Origin of the sequence: Streptomyces mesophilus (assembly GCF_011044995.1) — a bacterium.
Taxonomy (GTDB): domain Bacteria; phylum Actinomycetota; class Actinomycetes; order Streptomycetales; family Streptomycetaceae; genus Streptomyces; species Streptomyces mesophilus.
Window position 1 is genome coordinate 1 of sequence record NZ_JAAKZW010000085.1, and the last position, 21,913, is coordinate 21,913.

Consider the following 21,913-nt stretch of genomic DNA (forward strand, 5'->3'; position numbering starts at 1 on the left):
GAGTGGGGCGGGGGAGGCTGTCGGGGTTCGGTGTGCGTGTGCGAAGGTGGCGCAGGTACAAGAGGGGGAGCGGTATGAGTAGCAGCGGACAGATCCGCACCATGCTGAACACGATGGCCTACGGTCAGCCGGTCGAGGTGACCAGCTACTGGGGGTCTGTGAAGAAGCTCTCCCGGCTCGCGGCGCTCGCCGAGCGCTTCGGGTACCAGTACGCGGATGTCGTCTTCACCATGCAGGGCCTGAAGATGCTGCTCGTCCCCGATCCCGACCCGGCCGCGCAGCAGCGTGCGCAGCAGGCCTGGGCGCAGCACGCCCCGCAGGCCGGCGGCCCCCTTCCGCAGCTGCCTGCCGAGGTGCCGGAACTGCTGCGGACCCGGATCCGGTTCGACATGTACGCCGGGCAGAACGAGAAGCGCCGCCTGGCTGCCGTCCCGATCGCCGTCGCGGTCGTCGGTTTCCAGATGCTGCGCACGCCTGACATGGCGGTGTTCTGGGGCGCGTTGATCGGTGTCGCACTGGTGGTGGCGGGCGTGAGCTTCCTGCTGCGGCGCAAGTGGCGTCGCGAGTGCGGGGAGCGGCTGCGGGCGAGCGGGTTCGTGCCGCTCACCGAGCAGACGGGGCGGGTGCGGCTTGTTCCGCCGGGGAGCCCGTACGCGCCGCAGCCTCACGCCCAGCCTCAGCAGTACGGTCAGACCCAGTCATACGGTCAACCGCAGCCTTACGGTCAACCGCAGCCTTACGGTCAGGCTCAGCCGCACGGTCAGCCGCAAGCGCCTGCGTACGGGCAGCAGCAGCCTCAGCCGTACGCCCAGCAGCCCCAGTCGTACGGTCAGCCTCAGCCCAACGGGCCCCAGCCCTACGCGCCGCCTCAGCAGGCAGCCCCGTACCAGCAGCCGGCCCCGTACGCGCCGCAGCCGCCGCACCAGCCCCCTCAGTAGCAGCCGGCCGTCCCTCAGTCGCGCGACACGGCCCACCCCGTGGCCTCGATGCGCCGCGCGTCCGCGGGCCTCGCGGAGTCGAACAGCTTGTGGCGGCCCGTCTGGACGCGCAGCTCGTCCACGTAGGCGCCGCGGCCCACGTACAACTGGTCCGTGGCGTAACGCCAGCGGAGGCGGGCCGCTGAGCCCCCGATCCCCGTGAGGTCGGCGGTGACGGTGTGCCAGGTTCGGCCGGACCACCCGGTGACCGACCCGTCCGGGTGCGGTCCTGAGACGTGGCCCTCCGTGGTGAAGGCGAGCGGCGACCAGGTGGCGCCCTCGTCCGTGGACGCCTCCAGGTAGAGGCGGTCGGAGCCGGGCTCGGTGTCCCACCACAGGGAGCAGTGAAGGCGGGCCTCGGCGGGCAGGTCCAGGGTGGGCAGGGCGAGGGTGGCGGTCGTGGCGCCTGCCATGCCGGAGAACCACGCCTCGCGCCCGCTCGCCGGACGGACCGGCACGGCGCGCGCGAGCCGGTTGGCCGTGGCGACGCGCGGCGCGGAGCCGGAGCGCCAACTGCGCACCGGATGCACCGAGTTGCCGAGGACGATCAGGAACGAGTCCGTGGTCGGGTCGAGGACCAGCGAGGTGCCCGTGAAGCCGGTGTGGCCCGCCGAACCGGGTGTGGCCATCGCGCCCATGAACCAGTGCTGGTAGAGCTCGAAGCCGAGACCGTGCTCGTCGCCGGGGAACTCCGTGTTGAAGTCGGTGAACATCAGGTCCACCGAGTCGTCGCTCAGAATGCGCGTGCGGCCGTACGAGCCGCCGTTGAGCAGACAGCGGCCGAGGATCGCGAGGTCCCACGCACACGAGAACACACCCGCGTGGCCGGCGACACCGCCGAAGCTGAAGGCGTTCTCGTCATGCACCTCGCCCCAGACCAGGCCGCGGTCGAGCCCCGACCAGGGCAGCCGGGCGTCCTCGGTCGCGGCGATCTTCGGCTTCCAGGACGCGGGCGGGTTGTAGCGGGTACGGCGCATGCCGAGCGGGGCCGTGATCTCGTCGTGCAGGAGCACGTCGAGCGCCCGGCCGGTGATCTTCTCCAGGACGAGCTGGAGGGAGATCAGGTTGAGGTCCGAGTAGAGGTACTTGGTGCCCGGCGGGTTCAGGAGGGTTTCGTTCCACAGGCGTTGGAGCTTGGCCTCGTACGTCGGCTCGCGGAACAGCGGGATCCAGGAGCGGAATCCGGAGGTGTGCGTGAGGAGCTGGAGGATGGTGACGTCCTGCTTGCCCCCGCCGGCGAAGTCGGGGAGGTACGAGGCGACGGGGGCTTCCAGCTCCAGCTTGCCGCGTTCGATCTGCTGCACGGCCAGGATCGACGTGAAGAGCTTGGAGACCGACGCGAGGTCGTAGACGGTGTCCTCGGCGGCCGGGATCTGCTGGTCTGCGGGGAGCTCGACGCCGGTGTCGGTCTTCTCGTCGTACGCGGAGTAGCGCACCGCCATGCCGATCGGCTCGTGCAGGGCGACGGTGGACCCGCGTCCCGCGAGCAGCACGGCGCCCGCGAACCAGGGGTGCTTGGGGGAGGGGCCGAGGAACTTCTCGGCGTCCACGACCAGTTGGCGCAGCTCGCCCGGCAGCAGTCCGGCCTGCTCGGGCGACCCGCGGCGCAAAGTGCGGCCGTGTCCCTGGGGGGCCGCCGCGGGATTCGCCGTCGCGGGACCCGCCGGGAACGGCACCAGGGCGACGGCGCCGCCGAGCGCCATCAGGCCTTGGCCGAACCGGCGCCGGGAGAGGGCTGCTCGTCTGGGAACCTCGCCGGTGTTTTCCGCGTGCGCCTCACGCATGCCGTACTCCTCCGCGTATCGATATTGAAAGATACTTTCGCGATCTCGACAGCCGAATGAAACCTTCTTTCGCGGTGGTGTCCCTGTCAAGAGTCCGTGCTTGTGGTGGGTCGAGTGGCGTGACAGGCAAAGAATCTGACACTCAGTCAGAAAATCTCTTCCCTCGCCCGCGCGGCTGCGGCATCCTGCCCGCATGCAGACGGAGCTGAGCAAGAAACTCGGAGTCGAGCACGCCGTTTTCGGGTTCACGCCGTTCCCCGCCGTGGCCGCCGCGCTCACTCGGGCTGGCGGATTCGGCGTGCTCGGCGCGGTCCGTTACACGGCCCCCGACGAACTCAAACGCGACCTCGACTGGATGGAGGCGAACACCGACTCCAAGCCGTACGGCCTGGATGTCGTGATGCCCGCGAAGAAGGTCGAGGGCGTCAGCGAGGCCGATGTCGAGGCGATGATTCCCGAATCCCACCGGGAGTTCGTACGGGAGACGCTCGCTAAGTACGGCGTCCCGGAGCTCGCCGAGGGCGAGGCGTCGGGGTGGCGGATCACCGGCTGGATGGAGCAGGTGGCCCGCAACCAGCTCGACGTGGCCTTCGACTACCCGATCAAACTCCTCGCCAACGCGCTCGGTTCACCGCCGGCCGATGTGATCCAGCGCGCGCACGACAACAACGTCCTCGTCGCCGCGCTCGCGGGCAGCGCCCGCCATGCGCGCAAGCACGCCGAGGCCGGCATCGACATCGTGGTCGCGCAGGGGTACGAGGCCGGCGGGCACACCGGCGAGATCGCCTCGATGGTGCTCACCCCGGAGTGCGTCGAGGCCGTCGCCCCGCTGCCGGTTCTCGCGGCCGGCGGCATCGGCAGTGGCGAACAGGTCGCGGCAGCGCTGGCGTTGGGCGCGCAAGGAGTGTGGACCGGGTCGATCTGGCTGACCACGACCGAGGCCGACATGCACTCGCGCGCCGTCACGGAGAAGCTGCTCGCCGCGGGCTCCGGTGACACCGTGCGCTCGCGCGCCCTGACCGGAAAGCCCGCGCGCCAGTTGCGCACCGAGTGGACCGACGCCTGGGACGACCCGAACGGGCCCGGCACCCTGCCGATGCCGTTGCAGGGACTCCTCGTCGCCGAGGCGCTCACCCGGATCCAGAAGCATGAGATCTCGCCGCTGCTCGGCACACCCGTGGGCCAGATCGTCGGCCGGATGAACGCCGAACGCAGCGTCCAGGAGGTCTTCGACGACCTCACCCGCGGTTTCGAGCGCGCCATCGACCGCATCAACAAGATCGCCGGCCGCGCCTGACCGGACCCCTTTTCGACCGGCCACTTCCCGACCGACCCCGAGCTGCCCCTTCTCGACCGACCCCGACTTTTCACCCCGGCCTACCCCGTAAGCCAGGAGGAGCCTTCATGTCCCAAGCACCCAACGGTTTCTGGGCGCAGGCGACGGCCGACCCCGAGCGCGTCATGCTCATCGCCCCCGACGGCGAGGAGTGGACGGCCGGGCGGCTGCACGCCGCCGTCAACCAGCTCGTGCACGGGTTGCGCGCCGCGGGCCTGGAGCGCGGCGACGCGTTCGCCGTCGTGCTGCCCAACGGTGTGGAGTTCTTCACCGCGTATCTCGCCGCGTCCCAGGCCGGGTTCTACGTCGTGCCCGTCAACCACCATCTCGTCGGCCCCGAGATCGCCTGGATCGTCTCCGACTCGGGCGCCAAGGTGCTCCTCGCGCACGAGCGGTTCGCCGAGGCCGCGATCCACGCCGCCGACGAGGCGAAGCTGCCGGCCGGGCAGCGGTTCGCGGTCGGCGCGGTGGAGGGATTCCGGCCGTACGCCCAACTCCTGGACGGACAGCCGGAGTCGGTGCCCGAGGACCGCACCCAGGGCTGGGTGATGAACTACACCTCCGGTACGACGGGACGCCCGCGCGGCATCCGCCGTCCGCTGTCCGGAAAGGTGCCGGAGGAGGCGCATCTCGGCGGCTTCCTCGGGATCTTCGGCATCAAGCCCTTCGACGACAACGTGCACCTGGTCTGCTCGCCGCTGTACCACACGGCGGTGTTGCAGTTCGCGGGTGCGTCGTTGCACATCGGGCATCCGCTGGTCCTGATGGACAAGTGGACGCCCGAGGAGATGCTCCGTCTGATCGACACGTACAAGTGCACGCACACGCACATGGTGCCGACCCAGTTCCACCGGCTGCTCGCGCTGCCGGAGACGGTCAAGTCCTCGTACGACGTCTCGTCCATGCGGCACGCGATCCACGGCGCCGCGCCCTGCCCCGACCATGTGAAGCGCGCGATGATCGAGTGGTGGGGGACCTGCGTCGAGGAGTACTACGCGGCCAGTGAAGGCGGCGGTGCGTTTGCGACCGCACAGGACTGGCTGAAGAAGCCGGGCACGGTCGGAAAGGCCTGGCCCATCAGCGAGTTGGCCATCTTCGACGACGACGGCAACCGGCTGCCGCCCGGCGAACTGGGCACGGTCTACATGCAGATGAAGACCGGCGGCTTCTCGTACCACAAGGACGAGGAGAAGACGAAGAAGAACCGCATCGGCGACTTCTTCACCGTCGGCGACCTCGGGATGATCGACGAGGACGGCTATCTGTATCTGCGCGACCGCAAGATCGACATGATCATCTCGGGCGGCGTCAACATCTACCCGGCCGAGATCGAGTCCGCGCTGCTCACCCACCCGGCCGTCGCGGACGCCGCCGCGTTCGGTATTCCGCACGCCGACTGGGGCGAGGAGGTCAAGGCGGTCATCGAGCCGGCCGAGGGGTACACGGCCGGCGACGCGCTCGCCACCGAGATCCTCGCGCACTGCGAGCGGCAGCTGGCCGGATACAAGCGGCCCAAGAGCGTCGACTTCATCGAGACCATGCCGCGCGACCCCAACGGGAAGCTGTACAAGCGGCGGCTGCGCGAGCCCTACTGGGAGGGCCACGAGCGGCCCATGTGATCCGCCTTCCACCCCCGGGGCCCCGGCTCCGGGGGTGTGGTCTGTCCGGGGAGCTGTCAGCGTTGGATCATGGCAGCTGCGAAACCGGGCACCTTCACGACCGTCGGGACGACCGCCGTCCCGTTGATCGCCCTCGTGGTCCTGGCCTTCACCTGGGGCCGTGACCTGCCGGGCCCCATGGTGGTGCTCGTCGCCGTCTGCCTGGCCGCCGCGGTCCTCGCGGCCGTCCACCATGCCGAGGTCGTGGCGCACAAGGTGGGCGAGCCCTTCGGCTCCCTGGTGCTCGCGGTCGCCGTCACGCTGATCGAGGTGGCCCTGATCGTCACCCTGATGGCCGACGGCGGGCCGAAAGCGTCCTCGTTGGCCCGGGACACCGTGTTCGCCGCCGTGATGATCACCTGCAACGGCATCGTCGGCCTCACCCTGCTCGTGGGCGCCTGGCGCAATGGTGTGGCCGCGTTCAACACGGACGGTACGGTCGCGGCGCTGTCCACCGTGGCCACCCTCGCGACCCTCAGCCTCGTGCTGCCGACCTTCACCCACGGGGTGCAGGGCCCACAGTTCACGACCGCGCAGCTGGCCTTCGCGGCGATCGTCTCCATCGGGCTCTATCTGCTGTTCGTGGCCATGCAGACGATCCGCCACCGCGAGTACTTCCTGCCTGTCACCCGCGACGGCGAGGTGCTCGACGAGGAAGCGCACGCCCATCCGCCGACCAATCGGGAGACCCTGGTCAGCCTGGTGCTGCTGCTCGCCTCGCTGGTCGCGGTGGTCGGCAACTCCAAGGGGATCTCGCCGACGATCGAGGACGTGATCGACAAGGCGGGGCTGCCGCAGTCGGCGGTCGGCGTCGTGATCGCCCTCCTGGTCCTGCTGCCCGAAACCCTCGCGGCCTTCCGCTCGGCCCGCCGCGACCGGGTCCAGATCAGCCTCAACCTGGCCCATGGCTCGGCGATCGCGAGTATCGGTCTGACGATTCCCGCGATCGCCGTCGCCTCGATCTGGCTGGACGGGCCGCTCGAGCTGGGCCTGGGCGCCACCCATATGGTGCTGCTCGCCCTGACGATGGTGGTGAGCGCCCTGACCGTGGTGCCGGGCAAGGCGACTCTCCTCCAGGGCGGGGTTCATCTGGTGGTGTTCGCGTCGTTCGTCTTCCTGGCGATCAGCCCGTAGCTCTGTTTGAGGTCCTGTAGCTCTCCTTGAGGTCCGTGGCTCTACTTGAGGTACGGACCGCTGTCGCCGATCTTGCCGGGGCCGTTCAGGACGTACACGCGCAGGTTGCCCTTGCCGGGGGCGGCGACCGACAGCGTGCCGTTCGCGACGGTCTTCACGTCCCCGGTGACGGCGTCGGTGTACGTGCCGTTCGGGATTCCGGTGTACGTGGCCGACCCGGTGACCGTGACCAGCGCGAAGCTGTCCGTGCCCCCGCCGGTGTAGCGACGCTTGAACGCCATCCGGCCGCTGATGCCCTCCGTGGAGTACTGGCCCATCTGCAGCGCGGGCACGGCCCGCCGGATCCGGTTGAGCCGCTGCACGTGCTTGACCAGGGGCTGGTCGAGCGTCGTGGCCACCGTGCCGCTCGACGAGCCGACTTTGCCGAAGTCGGTGGCCGTGACCGACCCCGCCAGATGGTCGCCGAAGTAGGCGCGGCCGGTGGTGGCGAGCGGACAGCTCGGCCCGCAGTCGATCTTCTTGCCCTTCTGGAACTCGATCTCCGAGCCGTAGTACAGCGTCGGGATACCACGGAAGGTCCACATCAGGGACATGTTCTCGGCCCACGCGTCGGTGCCGCCCGCGTAGCGGTCGCTGCTCTTGTTCGGCCCGTAGTCGTGGCTGTCCACATAGACCACGTTGTACGTGGCGTCGTTGACGGAGTCGTCGGAGTCCTTGCCGTTGCCGAAGGCGTTCGGCGCATCACCGAAGTTCATGTGCATGCGCATGTCGATGATGTGCATGCCGGAGAACTTGCTGTGGTCCGGGGCGTGGTAACTGTTGCCGTTGAGGAAGGCGTTGGTGGACGTGGGCTGGTTGCCGGTGCCCTGCTGCTGCTCGTAGGCGTACATCTCGAGTGCGGCCGCGGCGTCGTCGGCCGCGTACTCCTTGCGTTCCTTCCAGCTGTAGAACTGCGCGGAGTGGTTCACGGAGCCGCGGTTCCACTTGTCGTTGACGAAGGCCGCGACCTCGCCGAACACAAAGAAGTTTCTGGCCTTGTCGGCTCCGAAGCGCTGGGTGACCCGTTCGTTGATGGCCGGCAGGAAACGGCGGTTCCAGGTGGTGCGCGGGATGTGCACGGCGGTGTCCACGCGGAAGCCGTCGACGCCCATGTCGATGTACTTGTTGTACGCGCCGATCAGATAGTTCTGGACGGCGGTGTTCTCGGTGTTGAAGTCGGCGAGGTCCTCGTGCAGCCAGCAGGAGCGTGAGTCCTCGCCCTCCCAGTTGCCGATCCAGCACTGGTGGTACAGGTCCTTGGGGAACATGCCCGAAGTGGGGCTCGGCCACTGGCAGTTGTAGAGGGTGTAGCCCTCCGCGCTCTTGCCGCCGGTGGGCTTGCCCCAGTTCAGGCAGGTGTTGCCGGAGGGCTCGGCCGTCGACCACAGATCGCCGTTGTAGTACGACTTCCCGGACTTGGGCTCGACGGTCAGGCCGTCATACGTGAAGCCCTCGTTCTTCTCGTCGTAGTACCAGCTCCACTGGGAGTCGCGGACGCCGTACACGGCCGGCGTGGACAGGCCCTTGGCGCCCCAGCGGGAGCTGTGGTTGTAGACGACGTCCTGGTAGATCTTCATGCCCTTGGCGTGCGCGGCGTTGATCAGGTCCTGATACGAGGCGCCGGCGGACTCCAGACGAGGGTCGACCTTGTAGAAGTCGTAGCCGTGGTACCCGTGGTAGTCGTAGTCCGAGCGGTTGAGGACGACCGGGGTGACCCAGACCGCGGAGAAGCCAAGCGCCTTGATGTAGTCGAGCTTGCCGACCAGGCCCTTGAAGTCGCCGCGGAACATCGGGTCGTCGTTCGCCGCGTTGCCGGACTTGACGTGCTGGCTGCCGCCGCGGTTGTTGCTGGTGTCGCCGTCCTGGAAGCGCGCCGTGAGGACGAAGTAGATCGGGTCCTTGCGCGGATCCGTGCCCAGTGGGGTGCCCGCGGCGGGTTCCGGTGCCTGCTCGCCGGTCGTCGCCTTGGCCTCGGCGGAGGCGGGCGAGGTGTTACCGGCCGCGTCCAGGGCCTTCACCGTGTACGTATAGGCGGTGCGCTCCTCAAGTCCCGTGTCCGAGAACACGGTTGAGCCGACGTCGGTGACGACCGTCCCCTTGGTGCCGCCGGTGCGGGTGACCTGGTACTTGGTCACCGCCGTGTCATCGGTCGCCGCCTCCCAGGTCAGCACGATGGACGTGTGGGTGGCGTTCGCGGTGACCTTGGTGGGCGCCGTCGGGGCCTGGGTGTCGGGCTCCTGGGCCGCGCAGGGGTCCTTGGCGTCCTTGGTGACCGCGCCGTCCTTCACGGTGGCGAGGCCGGCCGAAAGGGCGTAGTCGGCGCCGTTGTTGTTGTCCCACACGCCGTTGCCGTTGTTGAACGTGGCCCGCAGCGTCGTGGCCGTCCCGAGGTCGACGGTCCTCTTCCACCAGCCGGTGCAGGCGGCCGCCATGCCGATGCCCGGGGGAGTGGTCCAGGAGGCGCCGGCGGGGGCGTAGTGGAGGTTGGTCGTGGTCCACCCGGAGGTCGCCGTGGAGTAGTAGACGGTCGCCTGGTTGCCGGGCTCGCCCGGGTCGGTGCCGGCGCACGGGTCGCTGTGGGCGACCACGCCGTCCTTGACGGTCAGGACGCCCGTGCCCAGGTCGTAGTTCGCGCCGCCGTTGTTGTCCCAGGTGCCGCTGCCGTTGTTGAAGGTGGCGGCAAGGCCGGTGGCCGAGCCGAGGTCCACGGTCTGCTTCACCCAGTCCGTGCAGGCCGCTTCCATCCGCGTACCGGGCACGGTCGTCCACGAGCCGCCGTCCGGCGCGTAGTGGAGGTAGGTGGAGGGCCAGTTCTTGGTCTTCGTGTAGTAGAAGACGGTCGCCGTGTTCGCGTCGGCGGCCGTCGCCTCGGGCGCCGATCCGGCGGCGGGTGTCCCGGAGAGCAGGGCCAGGAGGCCGGCCGCCGCAGTGAACGACGCGAGCAGGCGTCGTGGCAGGCGGAAGGGTCTGTGTCTCATGGGCGTCTCTCCGATACGGGCTGCGGGGTGGGGAGTTCAGCGCGCGAGTGCAAGAACAACCGGAAAGTTCCTGCAAGTTATTGCAGCGCGGAAGTTACAGGTACACGACAGGCGCGTAAAGAGAGTGCGCAGCACGAAGGCCCGAGGGTCGCAACCCTCGGGCCTTCGATGAGCGGGGTCCGTCAGTGACGGCGCTCCTTGACCTTCACCACCTTCAGGTCCGGCGACCGGTGGATGTCCTTCTCACAGAACCGTGAGGTCACCCACTTCTCCTGCGAGAACAGCCGTGTCTGGTCGCTGTGGTGCGGCGAGTTCGGGTTCGGCGACTGCGAGTACGTCAACAGCGTGCGCGCCACCGGGCAGCGCGAGCCGTCCCAGCCGACCGCCTGGATATGGCTGGAGCCCGTACTCACCTCGGTGTAGCCGGACTTGGGGTCCCAGATCGGCTCGATCTTGTTCCATACGCCGAGGGACTCGGTGCCACCCGGCACGGCCAGGCGCTTGCCGCCCCGTACGACGTACTGGTTCTCACCGAGGCGGGCGTCCAGGGCGATGCCGGCCGCCGTGAGCTGGGTGACGGCATCCGCGAGGGCGCGGGCGAAGGCGGGCGAGGCGGTGTTGAGGGTGTGCGGGGTGCGGACCGGGTCGGCCGGGTCGAAGGGCACCGTCCACACGCCCTGCGAGCCGAGAGCGGAGCGCATGCCCCGCCAGAACCGGTCGTAGAGCAGCGCGCCCCGGCTGTCCGTGTCCATGGTCCGGTCCCAGCTCTTCAGGACCGCGCACGCCGTCGTCACGTCGACGACCGTGCCGTCACTGCCGGTTGCCTTGCCACCCGGCAGCTGCGCGCAGGCCTGCGCCGCCTCGGCCGCGCCCAGAGTTCCGGCCGGTGCCCGGTTGGTGAACTGCCGGCGCTGCAGATCCGCGACGGTCAGCTTGCCGCGCTTGGCCATCGCGGCCACGTCCTCGATGGCACCTCGGGTACGCATCGAGCGGGGCGTGTCGATATTGCCGAAGACCCGCTCGTACCCCCGCAGCGGCCGGTCGGCGTTGGCCAGCCAGGCGCTGTCGTTGGAGTTCTCCGCGTACGGCGCGTCCACCAGGGTCGGCATCCGCGACGGACCGAGGATCCCCGGCTGCAACGCGTCCTGGTCACGCCCGAGACCGCAGTCGGCGCGCGAACCGTCGAGCACCGCGAGGCCCGCCGTCGGATAGGTGACCTGGCCGAGCAGGGTGGAGCAGCGCGCGGCGATCTCATCGGTGATCCGCGGCAGCACCTGGGACTGCGTGTACAGCGAGTGCCCGCCCGAGTCGGCGGCGATGGTGTTCACCCAGGGCAGCCCCTGCGTGGTGCGGAGCACCTCCTGGACGCCCTTGACGCTGCGCGCCTTCGCGAAACCGAGAGCGGTGTCGGAGGCGCGCAGATTGGCCGCGTTGGGGTCGTTGAGCGCGTACGCGGTGGTGGCCGTCCACGGCAGCGGCAGCTCCGCGCCGAGCGAGGTCACCACCGGGCCGTACTGCGTCCACCACTGATCACGGGTGATGGGCGCGCCGCCCTTCACGTCGATGGTGACGGTGCGCTTGGTCATCTTGCGCGGTTTTCCGTCGACGAGGTACGTCGTCGGATCGGCCGGATCCAGGGTCAGTTGGTGCAGATTCATCGGTACGCCGGTGGCCACCGTATGGCTCCAGGCGGCGTACGGCGTGAACCCGATGGACGGGGTCACCGCACCGATCAGTGAGCCGCCGGAGACGTTGAGCTCACCCGGGATGGTCTGCTGCACCTGCCAGAAGCGGCGGCCGCCCTGCCAGGGGTAGTGCGGATTGCCGAGCAGTAGACCGCGGCCGTTCGCCGTCGTACTGCCGTGGAAGGCGACGGCGTTGGAACCCATCGCGGCCTCGTCGGTGGCGAACAGGTCGCGGGCCGCCTCTGCCTTTGCCTTCGGGGACACATCCTCGGCCTGCGCGCCGGCCGCCGGCGGCCGCGCGCTGGTGATCGCGTCCGCCGCACGGCCCTGGCCGCCGAGGACGGAGAGCGCGAACGCGAGCCGTGACATGTCGAGTTCGGTCGCGGGCCGCACCCAGTCGGCACCCTTGCACGCGGGGTCCGTGATGCGGTTCTGCTTCAGCCAGGCGTTGTAACCGGCCGCGAACCCGCGCACCAGCTTCTTCTGCTCGGGCCGGTTGCCGACCGGCGGCGGAAGTTCGGCGAGCTTCTCCACCGTGCCGGCTTCCTTGATCCCGCGGAAGAACAGATCGCTGGAGGCGTTCGTCGTGGCCGAGGACAGCGAGCCGTCGGGCGCCTTGTCCACACCGAAGTACCTGGACCGCTCGCCGCGCAGCGTCACGAAACTCTCGGCGAGGACGCAGACGTTGTCCTGGGCCTGCGCCCACCCGGTGCCGAAGCCCAGATCGGTGTAGTTGCCCGCGAGGATGTGCGGGATGCCGTACTCGGTGTAGCGGATGGTGGCCGAGAGTCCGCCGTGCGACGGATGCCGGTCACCGCGGTCCTGGTCGGCGGCGGGCGCGGGCGCCGCGGTGGCGGCCGCGGTGAGCAGCGCGGTGGCGAGGAGTACGAAACGTCTCGCGCGCTGGCGCATGGGTCCTCCCAACGGGTGTGCGGGCAGGGGCAGTTGAGCGTACCTACCGGTAGGTCACCTGTCGTCCCTCCGTGCGCGGTGGTTGTGCCGTGTCACAGGGGGACTGTGCCGGTACACAGGAGCGGGCCTGCGTCTCGCACCCGGCGCCTGAGCCGCGTCCCGCGCACACGGCTCTTGACCCGCGTCCGCGGTCCGGCACAGGATCACGTGCATGACGGGTGTACGCAGCAACACGGTCGACGCCATGCTCCGCCGCAGCGCCCGGCGCACCCCTGAACGGGTCGCGCTGCGCTACGCGGACCGCACCTGGACCTACGCCGAACTGGACGACGCGGTGTCGCGGGCGGCGCGGGTCCTGAGCGACGCGGGCCTGGCGCCCGGCGACCGCGTGGGGGCCTACGGCCACAACTCCGACGCCTATCTGATCGGCTTCCTCGGCTGCTCGCGCGCGGGCCTGGTGCACGTCCCGGTCAACCATCACCTCACCGGCGACGATCTCGCGTACATCGTCGGCCAGTCCGGATGCTCGCTCGTCCTCGCCGACCCGCCGATCGCCGGCCGACTCCCCGACGACGTACGGGTGTTGGCGCTGCGCGACCTGGAGGACTCGCTCATCGAACGGCTGCGGACGGCTCCCGCGTACGACGGACCGGAGCCCTCGCCCGAAGACCTGGTGCAGCTGCTGTACACCTCCGGCACCACGGCCCTCCCCAAGGGCGCGATGATGACCCACCGCGCCCTGGTCCACGAGTACGTCAGCGCGATCCACGCCCTCGGCCTGGCGGAGACGGACCGGCCGGTGCACTCGCTGCCGCTGTACCACTCGGCTCAGATGCATGTGTTCCTGATGCCCTACCTCGCGGTCGGCGCGGAGAACACCGTCATCGACGCGCCTTCGGCGGACCGGATCTTCGACCTGATCGAGGCCGGACACGACAGCCTCTTCGCGCCGCCCACCGTGTGGATCGCCCTGGCCAACCATCCCGACTTCCACCGGCGCTATCTGACCCGACTGCGCAAGGCCTTCTACGGGGCGTCGATCATGCCCGTGCCCGTGCTCGAACGGCTGCGGGCCAGGCTGCCCGGGCTCGGGTTCTTCAACTGCTTCGGGCAGAGCGAGATCGGGCCGCTGGCGACGGTGCTCGGCCCCGAGGAGCACGAGGGCCGGATGGACTCGTGCGGGCGGCCGGTGCTGTTCGTGGAGGCCCGGGTCGTGGACGAGTCCGGCAAGGAGGTGCCGGACGGCACACCCGGCGAGGTCGTCTACCGCTCCCCGCAGTTGTGCGAGGGCTACTGGGACAAGCCCGAGGAGACGGCGGAGGCCTTCCGGGACGGCTGGTTCCGTTCGGGTGACCTCGCGGTGCGGGACTCCGAGGGCTACTTCACCGTCGTCGACCGGGTGAAGGACGTGATCAACTCCGGGGGAGTCCTCGTGGCGTCCCGGCAGGTCGAGGACGCGCTGTACACCCATGAGGCGGTGGCCGAGGCAGCCGTCATCGGACTGCCCGACGAGCGCTGGATCGAGGCGGTCACGGCGGTGGTCGTGGCCCGCGGTGAGGTCACCGAGGCGGACCTGGTCGCGCACGCGAAGGAGCAGCTCGCGGCCTTCAAGGCCCCCAAGCGCGTCCTGTTCGTCGACGAACTGCCGCGCAACGCGAGCGGCAAGATCCTCAAGCGCGAGCTGCGGGACCGGTTCGCGGGCGAGGGCTGAACGGCGTGTCGAGCGCGCGTCAGGATGGTGAGGGCTGACCGAGGCGTCAAGCGCGCGTCAGCATGGTGAGGGCTGACCGAGGCGTCAAGCGCGCGTCAGCATGGTGAGACGGCTGCGCACGGCTTGCGCACCCGGGCATATCGTCGCTTCAGCAGCGATCGCCGTCCGGGCCCGCACGCTCGTGAGGAGTACGTCATGTCGTCAGTCGCTCTCACCGAGGACGCCGAGCCTGGTGAACAGGTCCCGGCCGGACCGCTGTTCGTGCCCGTCCGGCCGGGTCCGACGGGCATGAGCCCCCGCTTCTTCCGCACGCCCCTCGGCTTCCGCACCGCCGTCGCCTTCACGTCCGAGCAGCGCCTCACCTCACTCCTGGGCGCGCACCACCCCCGTATCCGCCTGTCCGAACCGGCCCTGCGCTCGCTGGCCGCCCTGGTCGGGATCGCGCTGCTCACGGTGGATCCGCTGTTCTCGGCGCCACGGCCGAAGAGGACCGGGGCACAGGAGCGTACGGAAGGACGAACCATGCCCCGGCGTGCAGTGAGCAGCCGTACGACCTGCTAGCGGCGCATCGAATGATGTTCGCCCTGAGCGGTCTGCGACGATGGCGCCATGGACGAGGAAGTCATTCCCATTCTTCGCGTCGAGAACGCTGCGGCGGCGGTCTCCTGGTACGAGCGGCTGGGCTTCACCCCACAGTGGGAACACCGCTTCGCCCCGGAACTTCCCGCATTCGTCGAGGTCGCCCGGGGCGGGGTGCGGTTGTTCCTGTCGGAGCACAGCGGCGATGCCCGCCCCGACACATTGGTCTACCTCCGCGTTCTCGATGTCGAGGCCATCGCCTCCGAGTTCGGTGTGCAGGCGGAGGATGCTCCGTGGGCGCGTGAGATCGAGCTGCGCGACCCTGACGGCAACCGGCTGCGGATCGGCACGCCGACGGACTGACCGCCGCCGGCAGCTACGAGCTGTGGTCGGCAACGGTCCTCGTGGGTACGGTGGCCGCGGCCCGGTCATCCGTCGCCCTCAGGCCGCGGGCGAGCGTCAGGGTCACCGTCAGCGACAGGCACCCCATCACCGTGATCGCCGCCGCCGGCGACGTGAGTTGGGCGAGGGTACCGGCGAGGGTCGCCGCGACGCCCTGCATCGTGAGCATGCCGGACGTGTGCAGGCCCAACGCGTGGCCGCTCAGCTCATGCGGCGTCAGGGACATCAGGCGCTCCTGCTGGACCAGGCTCGCCGCGAAGCCCACCGAGGCGAGCGCGGCGAGGACGAGGGCGACGGGTACGGCCGGATGCAGCGCGAAGAGCAGATACGGAGCGGCGAGCAGCAGCAGAAGAGGTACGCCCAGGCGCCGGCGCCAGGCCGTGGGCACGAAGCGCCCGACGAGGATGTCGCCGAGGAGCATGCCGCCCGCGGCGCACGCGAAGAGCAGCCCCGCCTGCGAAGGCGCGTACGAGACGAAGAGCGACTCGGCGCCGACCATAAGGCCGTTCGGCACCCAGAGCGCGAGATACACGCGGCGCCGCGAACGGTCGGACCACAGCAGGGCGTTGGTGCGCCAGGTCTGCGCCACGGACGGCCGGCCCTGGGCGCGGGCGGGCCTGCGGGAGAGGCCGAAGCGGGCGGAAGCCGCCGAGACCAGGTAGAGGCCCGCTCCCACGAGCAGCGTCCCGCGCGCGGAGAGCGTGACCACGAGCAGGCCGCCGAGCGCGAATCCGGCGATCTGCATCGTGCCCGCGCACATGTTGAGCAGGGACCGACCGAGGACGTAACCGTCCCTGGGCAGCACCTCGTTGACCAGGCCGTACCGCACCCCGCCGCCCAGGGCTCCCACCATGCCGAGCACCAGAAGCACGGCGAAGGTCCCCCAGACGGGCATCCCCGGCAGAGCCTGCACTGCGGTACCCGCCGCGAACAGCAGCGCCAGGCCCGTCATCGCCGCTCGCGGCGGCAGCCGGTCGGCCGCGGAAAGCAGCAGGGTCGCGCCGAGCACCTGGGCGAGCGAAGGACCGAACATCGCGAGTGCGGTCAGCAGGGGTGAGCCCGTCGCCGCATGGACGAGAGTGCCGAGCGCCAGACCGCTCATCGTCTGTCCTGCGACATGTCCGGCGGAGGCGAGGAAGAGGGGCGTGAACTCCGGGGTGGCGAAGAGGTCGCGATAGGTGCGCATGGGGGAGTTCTCGCAGGGTCCGGACGGCAGAGGTTAATGTTTCGCGCACACGCGAAAGCAAGAGGATGCACACGCGAGGCAAGAGAAGAGGAAGAGGGGAGGGAGCAGCCCATGGGTCTGTGGCTCATCAGCACCGACACCCTCGCCGACAGCCGCTTCGTGATCTCCCCGCTCGCCGAGACCACCGCCGCCCTCAAGGCCCTGGAACGCGGCACCCCGCACCACCCCGGCGAACACGCCTGGCTGGGGGTCCATCTGCCCGCCTACCGCGAGCGCCTCGCCGCCGATCCGCTCACCGCGCAGACGATCAAGGCCGCGCTCGGCCCCACCTGGACCGCCGACTATCTGACCCCCACCCCGGACCCGGACGGGAGTCAGTCGTTCGAGGAGGAGCTGGAGGAGATCCGCGGGACCCGTCCCGCGACCGCGCGCGAGGATCTGACCCTCGCGCTCGGCGGCCCGCTCCCGACCGCTCTCGACCGCGACGACCTGCCGCAGCGCACCGCCGACCTCCTCCACTGGGTCTGGACCCACACCGTGCGGCCGGACTGGGACCGTCGGCGCCGGATCCTCGAGGCCGATATCGCCGCCCGTACCGCTCAGCTCGGCCGCAGCGGCTGGAGCGCCGCGCTCGACGGGCTGCGCCCCGGGATGCGCTGGCTCGGTGACGGCAGGCTGCGGATCAACGCGTACGACTATCCGCCGCGCCAACTCGACGCCACCCGGCTGCTGTTCGTGCCGGTGACCATGAAGGGCGGCTGGGTCGCGTGGCGCCCCGACGGCAGCCGGCATGCCCTGGTGTACGCGTGCTCCGGCGTGCTGGCCGAGGCGGGGCGTGCACACGTTCCGGAGTCCCTCGGTGCGCTCCTCGGCCCGGCGCGCGCCCGGGTCCTGGTACTCCTCGACACGCCGAAGAGCACCACCCAGCTCGTCGCCCTGACCGGCCAGGCACTCGGCTCGGTCGGCCGCCACCTGAAAGTGCTGCTCGACTCGGGTCTCGCGGTGCGCCGCAGAGCGGGCCGGTCGGTCCTCTACTTCCGGTCGGCCGCGGGAGAAGTCCTGGTCAACGCGGCAGAGGATGCGTGAATCCCCCACACCAGGCCGGTTTCTGACGGTCGGGCCCGGCGCCCTGACGGCGCGTCAATCAGCCACCCCGTGTTCCTGACGCGACGTCAAACGATCGGCGGAACTCGCTGACGGTTCGTCATCCGATTGGACCCCGCCGAGCGGCGGCGCGACGGCGGCGGGGTTCTCCTCGGGGACGGGACATGGTGCTGCCTATGTTGCGGAGAAGGCTCCGCCCCGTGGCCCGTGGAGGAGCGGATGTACCGGCAGGAGATAGGCGTGGGCTCCGGTCACGTCGCTGTCCTCACCTGGTGAGGGCGACCGGAGTCGAGGAGCGGCCGATCGATGCGCGAGGCGTCCTGCTCGGGGACGTGTCACGAAGCCTGCGGCCCGTCCGTCCGGAACTTCCGGAAGGACGGGCCGCCGCGCTGACCCAGGGGCCACGAGGCACTACGAGCGCGAGAACACCCGGGCACCCCCCACGAACGTCTGCTCCACCCGAGCCGCGCAGATCTCCTCCGGGGGCCCGGCGAACGGATCCCTGTCGAGGACCGCCAGATCCGCCAGATACCCCGGCGCGATCGTCCCGGTCTCGTCGTCGAGATGGTTCACATAGGCGCTGCCCGCCGTGTACGCGGCCAGCGCGGCGCCCAGGTCGATGCGCTGCTCCGGCAGGAACACCCCGGTCCCCTCGGGGGCCTCGGGGAGGCGACGGTTGACCGCCACGTGCAGGGCCTGCACCGGATCCGGACTGCTGACCGGCCAGTCGCTGCCCGCCGCGAGCGTCGCGCCGGAGCGCAGCAGTGCACCGAACGGGTACTGCGTCGCCGAGCGTTCGGCGCCGAGGAACGGAATCGTCAGCTCGTCCATCTGCGGTTCGTGCGCGGCCCACAGGGCTTGCAAATTGGCGCTCGCGCCCAGCGCTCGGAAGCGCCCGATGTCGTCCGGGTGCACGACCTGAAGGTGGGCCAGATGCGGCCGCGTATCGGAGAAGCCGTTCGTGCGCCGCGCCACCTCCACCGCGTCGAGCGCCTCGCGTACCGCGCGGTCGCCGAGCGCGTGGAAGTGCACCTGGAATCCGTGCGCGTCCAGCGCGGTCACGTACTTCTGGAGCTCCTCGGGCGGTACGAAGCTGATGCCGCTGTTGTCCGACGTACAGCCACAGCCGTCCAGATACGGGGTGAGCAGGGCGGCCGTGTGGTTCTCGGCGATGCCGTCCTGCATGATCTTGACGCTGGTGCAGCGCAGCCGGCCCACCGTCCCCGCCTCGCGCCGGGCGAGGAGTTCGTCGAGCTGCTCGGTGCCGCGCGCCCGGTCCCACCACAGCGCGCCCACGACGCGCGCGGTCAGCCGGCCGTCGCCCGCCGCGGCGAGATACGCGGGCGTCGGATCCTTGAGGTTGCCGAGCTCGCCGAGCAGCGCGTCCTGCCAGGCGGTGATCCCGAGCGAGTGCAGCAGCTCCTGCGCGCGCAGGAGGCCCGCGATCGTCTCCTGAAGGGTGAGTTCGGGCAGCAGCCTGCCGACCAGGTTCGCGGCGCCTTCCTGCAGCATCCCGGTGGGGGAGCCGTCGGCATCCCGCTCGATCCGGCCGTCGGCAGGGTCGGGTGTACGGGCGTCGATCCCCGCGCGGTGCAGGGCGCGGGAGTTGACCCAGGCGCCGTGGTGATCGCGGTTCGTGAGGTACACGGGCCGGTCGGGCACCAGCGTGTCCAGCTCGGCGGCGGTGGGCAGGCCGCCGGGGAAGGCCTCCATCGCCCAGCCGCCGCCCGTGATCCACTCGGCGTCCGGGTGCGCGTCGGCGTAGGCGCGGATCCGGCGGCGGTACTCGTCGAGCGTCGTCGCGCCACTGAGATCGCACTGCCCCAGCTCGATCCCGCCGCCGACCGGGTGCACATGGGCATCCTGGAAGCCCGGGATCAGCAACTTCCCCTTCAGGTCGACGACTTCGGTACGCGGCCCGATCAGCTCGCGCACCTCGTCCTGCCCGACGGCGACGATCCGCTCCCCGCGTATCGCGACGGACGTGGCCCGCGTACGAGCGGGGGAGACGGTGTGGACAGGGCCGCCGGTGAAGACCAGATCGGCGTGCATCGCGGAACTCCTTGCGGTCGAGACGGTGTGCGGTAGGGAAACAGGTCAGTCACTGGATTCGGGAGCGGCGAGCGAGAAGCCCCGCTTCTCGAAGTAGGGCGAGCGCCGCCGGTACTTCGCCCAGGCGGCCATCACCAGTCCGGACGCGATCACCGCGGCGGGTACGGCGAGCATGAACCAGCCGTTGTCCGGGCTGAGTGCGAAGTGATCGCTCATCGTGAAGTACGAGTGTCCGAGATAGCCGCCGATGCAGAGCAGGGCGATTCCGGACAGTCCCGGTGCGAGCACCGAGCGGACGGCCTGCCCGGGAGCCGTACGCAGATCGGAGCGGAAGCGTACAGCGCAGGCCAGTGCGGTGAGGCCGTAGTACAGGGCCACGATCAGGCCGATGGAGTTGACCGCGGCGAGGATCATCTCGTTCAGCTTCGGGATGGCGAGCGCGAGCAGCGCGACGACGGCGGCGATCGCCATGACCGCGACGGTGCCGGCGGCCGGTGAACCGTAGCGGGGACTGATCTTCGTCCACAGCGGCCCCATCGTGCGGTCGCGCCCCATCGCGTGCAGCCCGCGCGCGGTCGGGATGACGCTGGACTGCAGGGATGCCACGGCCGAGCACATCAGCGCGAGCAGCGGCAGCGTCGCCCAGGGCTCGGAGGCCAACTGCTCGCCCAGATACGTGAGTCCTTGCGGTCCCTGTTCGATCAGCTCGGTCAGCGAGAACTCGCGCTGGAAGGCGACGGACCCGTACAGGAAGATCGCCAGCATCGTGAACAGGGCGATGAACCCGCCCCGTCCCACATCGCGGGTGTCCTTGGTCTCCTCCGTGACGCTGAACGCGGCGTCCCATCCCCAGAAGAAGAACACCGCGAGCACCAGACCCTGCGCGAAGGCCGTGCCGTCCCCGATCGCGAACGGGTCGAACCAGGACCAGTCGAAGGCGTGCTCCCCGGTGACGATCGCCCAGCCGCAGAACACGAGCAGCACCCCGTACTCGAAGACGAGCAGCCAGGTCTGGAAGCGGGTCGCGTGCCGTACGCCGGTGACAGCGGTGACCGTCACGGCGGCGAGCACTCCGAGCCCCAACACGGTGCTCAGCGCGGTCGAGTTGGGGTCGAGCCCGATGCCCAGGAGCTCATGCAGGCCCGCTTTGTTGGCGAACTGCAGGACCACCGAGCCGGTCACCGCACTCGTGTACGCCATGAAGATGACGGTGCCGACGAGCGTCACCCAGCCCGTCAGAAAGCCGAGCCAGGGACCGATCGACTTGCCGACCCACACGTATCCGCTGCCCATGTTGGGCTCGGAGCGGTTGAGGCGCGCATACGCCGTGGCGATGCCGAGGATCGGCAGGAAGGCGACCAGGAGGATCGCCGGGGCGTGCAGACCGACGGTCGCGGCGAGCGCGCCCATGCCGATGCCCACGCTGGTGGTGGCGGCGGTACTGGACGCGGCCAGGGCGACGCCGTCGACGACGCCGAGGGAACGGTGCAGCCGCGGGGGCGCGCCGGAGGACGTAGAGCTGTTCATCGTTGAGCTCCTCAGGCCAGGGACAAGGAGTGATGCACGAGCCGAGCGGAGGCGATGAGCAAACAGCCTTGCCAAAGTTGCGTCAATGGTGTTGACATAAGGGCGGCCGAGGGAGGGAATGCCATGGCGGCAGGGCGGGTTCCGGTCGAGCGGCGGCGGCGCAGACCGACCAAGACGGGCACGGTGCTGACCGAGGAGCTGATCGTCGACTGTGCGCTGCGGCTCGCGGGCGAACACGGTGCGGAGGCGCTGAGCGTGCGGCGGCTCGGTGCGGCGCTGGGCTGCGATCCGAGCGCGCTCTACCGGTACTTCCACGACACCGACGATCTGCTGCTCGCCGTGGCCGACCGGATCATCGGCGAGACGATGGGCGGCTTCGCGCCCGCGGGCGACTGGCTGGCGGGGCTGCGCGAGATGGCCCACCGCGTCTACGGGGGCTACAGCCGGCATCCGAAGATCGCCGCGCTCGCCGCGTACCGTGTGACGCGCCGCCCTCACGAGTTCCGGGCGGTGGAGATCGGGATCGGCCTGATGCTGCGCGGCGGCTTCGACAAGGCCACGGCGGTACGGCACTACGCGGCCTTCATCGACACGGTGCTCGGCCACGCGGCCCTGGACGCGGCACACGCCGCGCTCGCCCCCGAGCGGCGGGGGGCGGATACGCGGGCCTGGGCGGAGGCGTATCAGGGGCTGTCGGCCGATGAGTTTCCACAACTGGCCGAGGTGCGCCGGGAGTTGCCGCTCATGGCGGTGAGCTCCTTCGAGACCGCGCTCGAGCTGTTCCTGTCGGCGCTGGAGGTGCGGGCGGGCTAGACAGTCCTTGCCGTGCCGGTCGGCGTAGGCGCATGA

Annotated in this window: 15 protein-coding genes; 9 read left to right on the top strand and 6 right to left on the bottom strand. The window is 70.0% G+C overall.

Annotated features, from left to right (window positions below; translation table 11 throughout):
* Window positions 1-74 precede the first annotated feature (74 nt).
* Window positions 75-938, top strand: coding sequence for a hypothetical protein (locus G6045_RS20480; RefSeq protein ID WP_165333476.1), 864 nt, complete (start codon window positions 75-77; stop codon window positions 936-938).
* 14 nt (window positions 939-952) lie between these two features.
* On the opposite strand, the gene G6045_RS20485 is transcribed toward G6045_RS20480, so the two are convergent.
* Window positions 953-2,761, bottom strand: a complete 1,809-nt coding sequence (locus G6045_RS20485; RefSeq protein WP_165333477.1) for a serine hydrolase — start codon at window positions 2,759-2,761, stop codon at window positions 953-955.
* A gap of 193 nt (window positions 2,762-2,954) precedes the next feature.
* Between G6045_RS20485 and G6045_RS20490 the strand changes: the two genes are divergently transcribed.
* The 3 genes from G6045_RS20490 to G6045_RS20500 all read left to right on the top strand — a co-directional run bounded on the left by G6045_RS20490 (window position 2,955) and on the right by G6045_RS20500 (window position 6,889).
* Entirely contained in the window at window positions 2,955-4,058 is a 1,104-nt protein-coding gene (locus G6045_RS20490; RefSeq protein ID WP_165333478.1) for an NAD(P)H-dependent flavin oxidoreductase, read from the top strand.
* A 107-nt stretch (window positions 4,059-4,165) separates the two neighbouring features.
* Entirely contained in the window at window positions 4,166-5,716 is a 1,551-nt protein-coding gene (locus G6045_RS20495; RefSeq protein WP_165333479.1) for an acyl-CoA synthetase, read from the top strand.
* 69 nt (window positions 5,717-5,785) lie between these two features.
* Window positions 5,786-6,889 carry a calcium:proton antiporter gene (locus G6045_RS20500; protein WP_165333480.1) on the top strand — a complete coding sequence of 368 codons (1,104 nt, stop codon included), beginning with the start codon at window positions 5,786-5,788 and terminating at the stop codon, window positions 6,887-6,889.
* A gap of 41 nt (window positions 6,890-6,930) precedes the next feature.
* On the opposite strand, the gene G6045_RS20505 is transcribed toward G6045_RS20500, so the two are convergent.
* Both G6045_RS20505 and G6045_RS20510 read right to left on the bottom strand, forming a co-directional pair.
* Window positions 6,931-9,906, bottom strand: a complete 2,976-nt coding sequence (locus tag G6045_RS20505) for a carbohydrate binding domain-containing protein (RefSeq protein ID WP_165333481.1) — start codon at window positions 9,904-9,906, stop codon at window positions 6,931-6,933.
* Between the two features lie 182 nt (window positions 9,907-10,088).
* On the bottom strand, window positions 10,089-12,503 hold the full coding sequence (locus tag G6045_RS20510) for a penicillin acylase family protein (protein ID WP_165333482.1): 2,415 nt from the start codon (window positions 12,501-12,503) through the stop codon (window positions 10,089-10,091).
* Between the two features lie 211 nt (window positions 12,504-12,714).
* Between G6045_RS20510 and G6045_RS20515 the strand changes: the two genes are divergently transcribed.
* From G6045_RS20515 to G6045_RS20525, 3 genes are all read left to right on the top strand, one after another.
* Window positions 12,715-14,214: an acyl-CoA synthetase gene (locus G6045_RS20515; protein ID WP_165333483.1), complete on the top strand. Its 1,500-nt coding sequence runs from the start codon at window positions 12,715-12,717 to the stop codon at window positions 14,212-14,214.
* A 195-nt stretch (window positions 14,215-14,409) separates the two neighbouring features.
* Entirely contained in the window at window positions 14,410-14,775 is a 366-nt protein-coding gene (locus G6045_RS20520; protein WP_206343969.1) for an SAV_915 family protein, read from the top strand.
* A 48-nt stretch (window positions 14,776-14,823) separates the two neighbouring features.
* Window positions 14,824-15,156 carry a glyoxalase superfamily protein gene (locus tag G6045_RS20525; protein WP_165333484.1) on the top strand — a complete coding sequence of 111 codons (333 nt, stop codon included), beginning with the start codon at window positions 14,824-14,826 and terminating at the stop codon, window positions 15,154-15,156.
* 13 nt (window positions 15,157-15,169) lie between these two features.
* Here the strand turns inward: G6045_RS20525 and G6045_RS20530 are convergent, their stop codons facing one another.
* Window positions 15,170-16,381, bottom strand: coding sequence for an MFS transporter (locus G6045_RS20530; protein WP_165333485.1), 1,212 nt, complete (start codon window positions 16,379-16,381; stop codon window positions 15,170-15,172).
* A gap of 111 nt (window positions 16,382-16,492) precedes the next feature.
* Between G6045_RS20530 and G6045_RS20535 the strand changes: the two genes are divergently transcribed.
* Window positions 16,493-17,467 (top strand): ArsR/SmtB family transcription factor, encoded by a 975-nt coding sequence (locus tag G6045_RS20535; RefSeq protein WP_165333486.1) that lies wholly within the window; start codon window positions 16,493-16,495, stop codon window positions 17,465-17,467.
* 429 nt (window positions 17,468-17,896) lie between these two features.
* On the opposite strand, the gene G6045_RS20540 is transcribed toward G6045_RS20535, so the two are convergent.
* Together G6045_RS20540 and G6045_RS20545 are read right to left on the bottom strand one after the other, a co-directional pair.
* A complete protein-coding gene (locus G6045_RS20540; protein WP_165333487.1) occupies window positions 17,897-19,537 on the bottom strand; it encodes an amidohydrolase in 1,641 nt (546 codons plus the stop codon).
* 45 nt (window positions 19,538-19,582) lie between these two features.
* A complete protein-coding gene (locus G6045_RS20545; protein WP_165333488.1) occupies window positions 19,583-21,064 on the bottom strand; it encodes an APC family permease in 1,482 nt (493 codons plus the stop codon).
* Between the two features lie 123 nt (window positions 21,065-21,187).
* Between G6045_RS20545 and G6045_RS20550 the strand changes: the two genes are divergently transcribed.
* A complete protein-coding gene (locus G6045_RS20550; protein ID WP_165333489.1) occupies window positions 21,188-21,877 on the top strand; it encodes a TetR/AcrR family transcriptional regulator in 690 nt (229 codons plus the stop codon).
* Window positions 21,878-21,913: the final 36 nt, after the last annotated feature.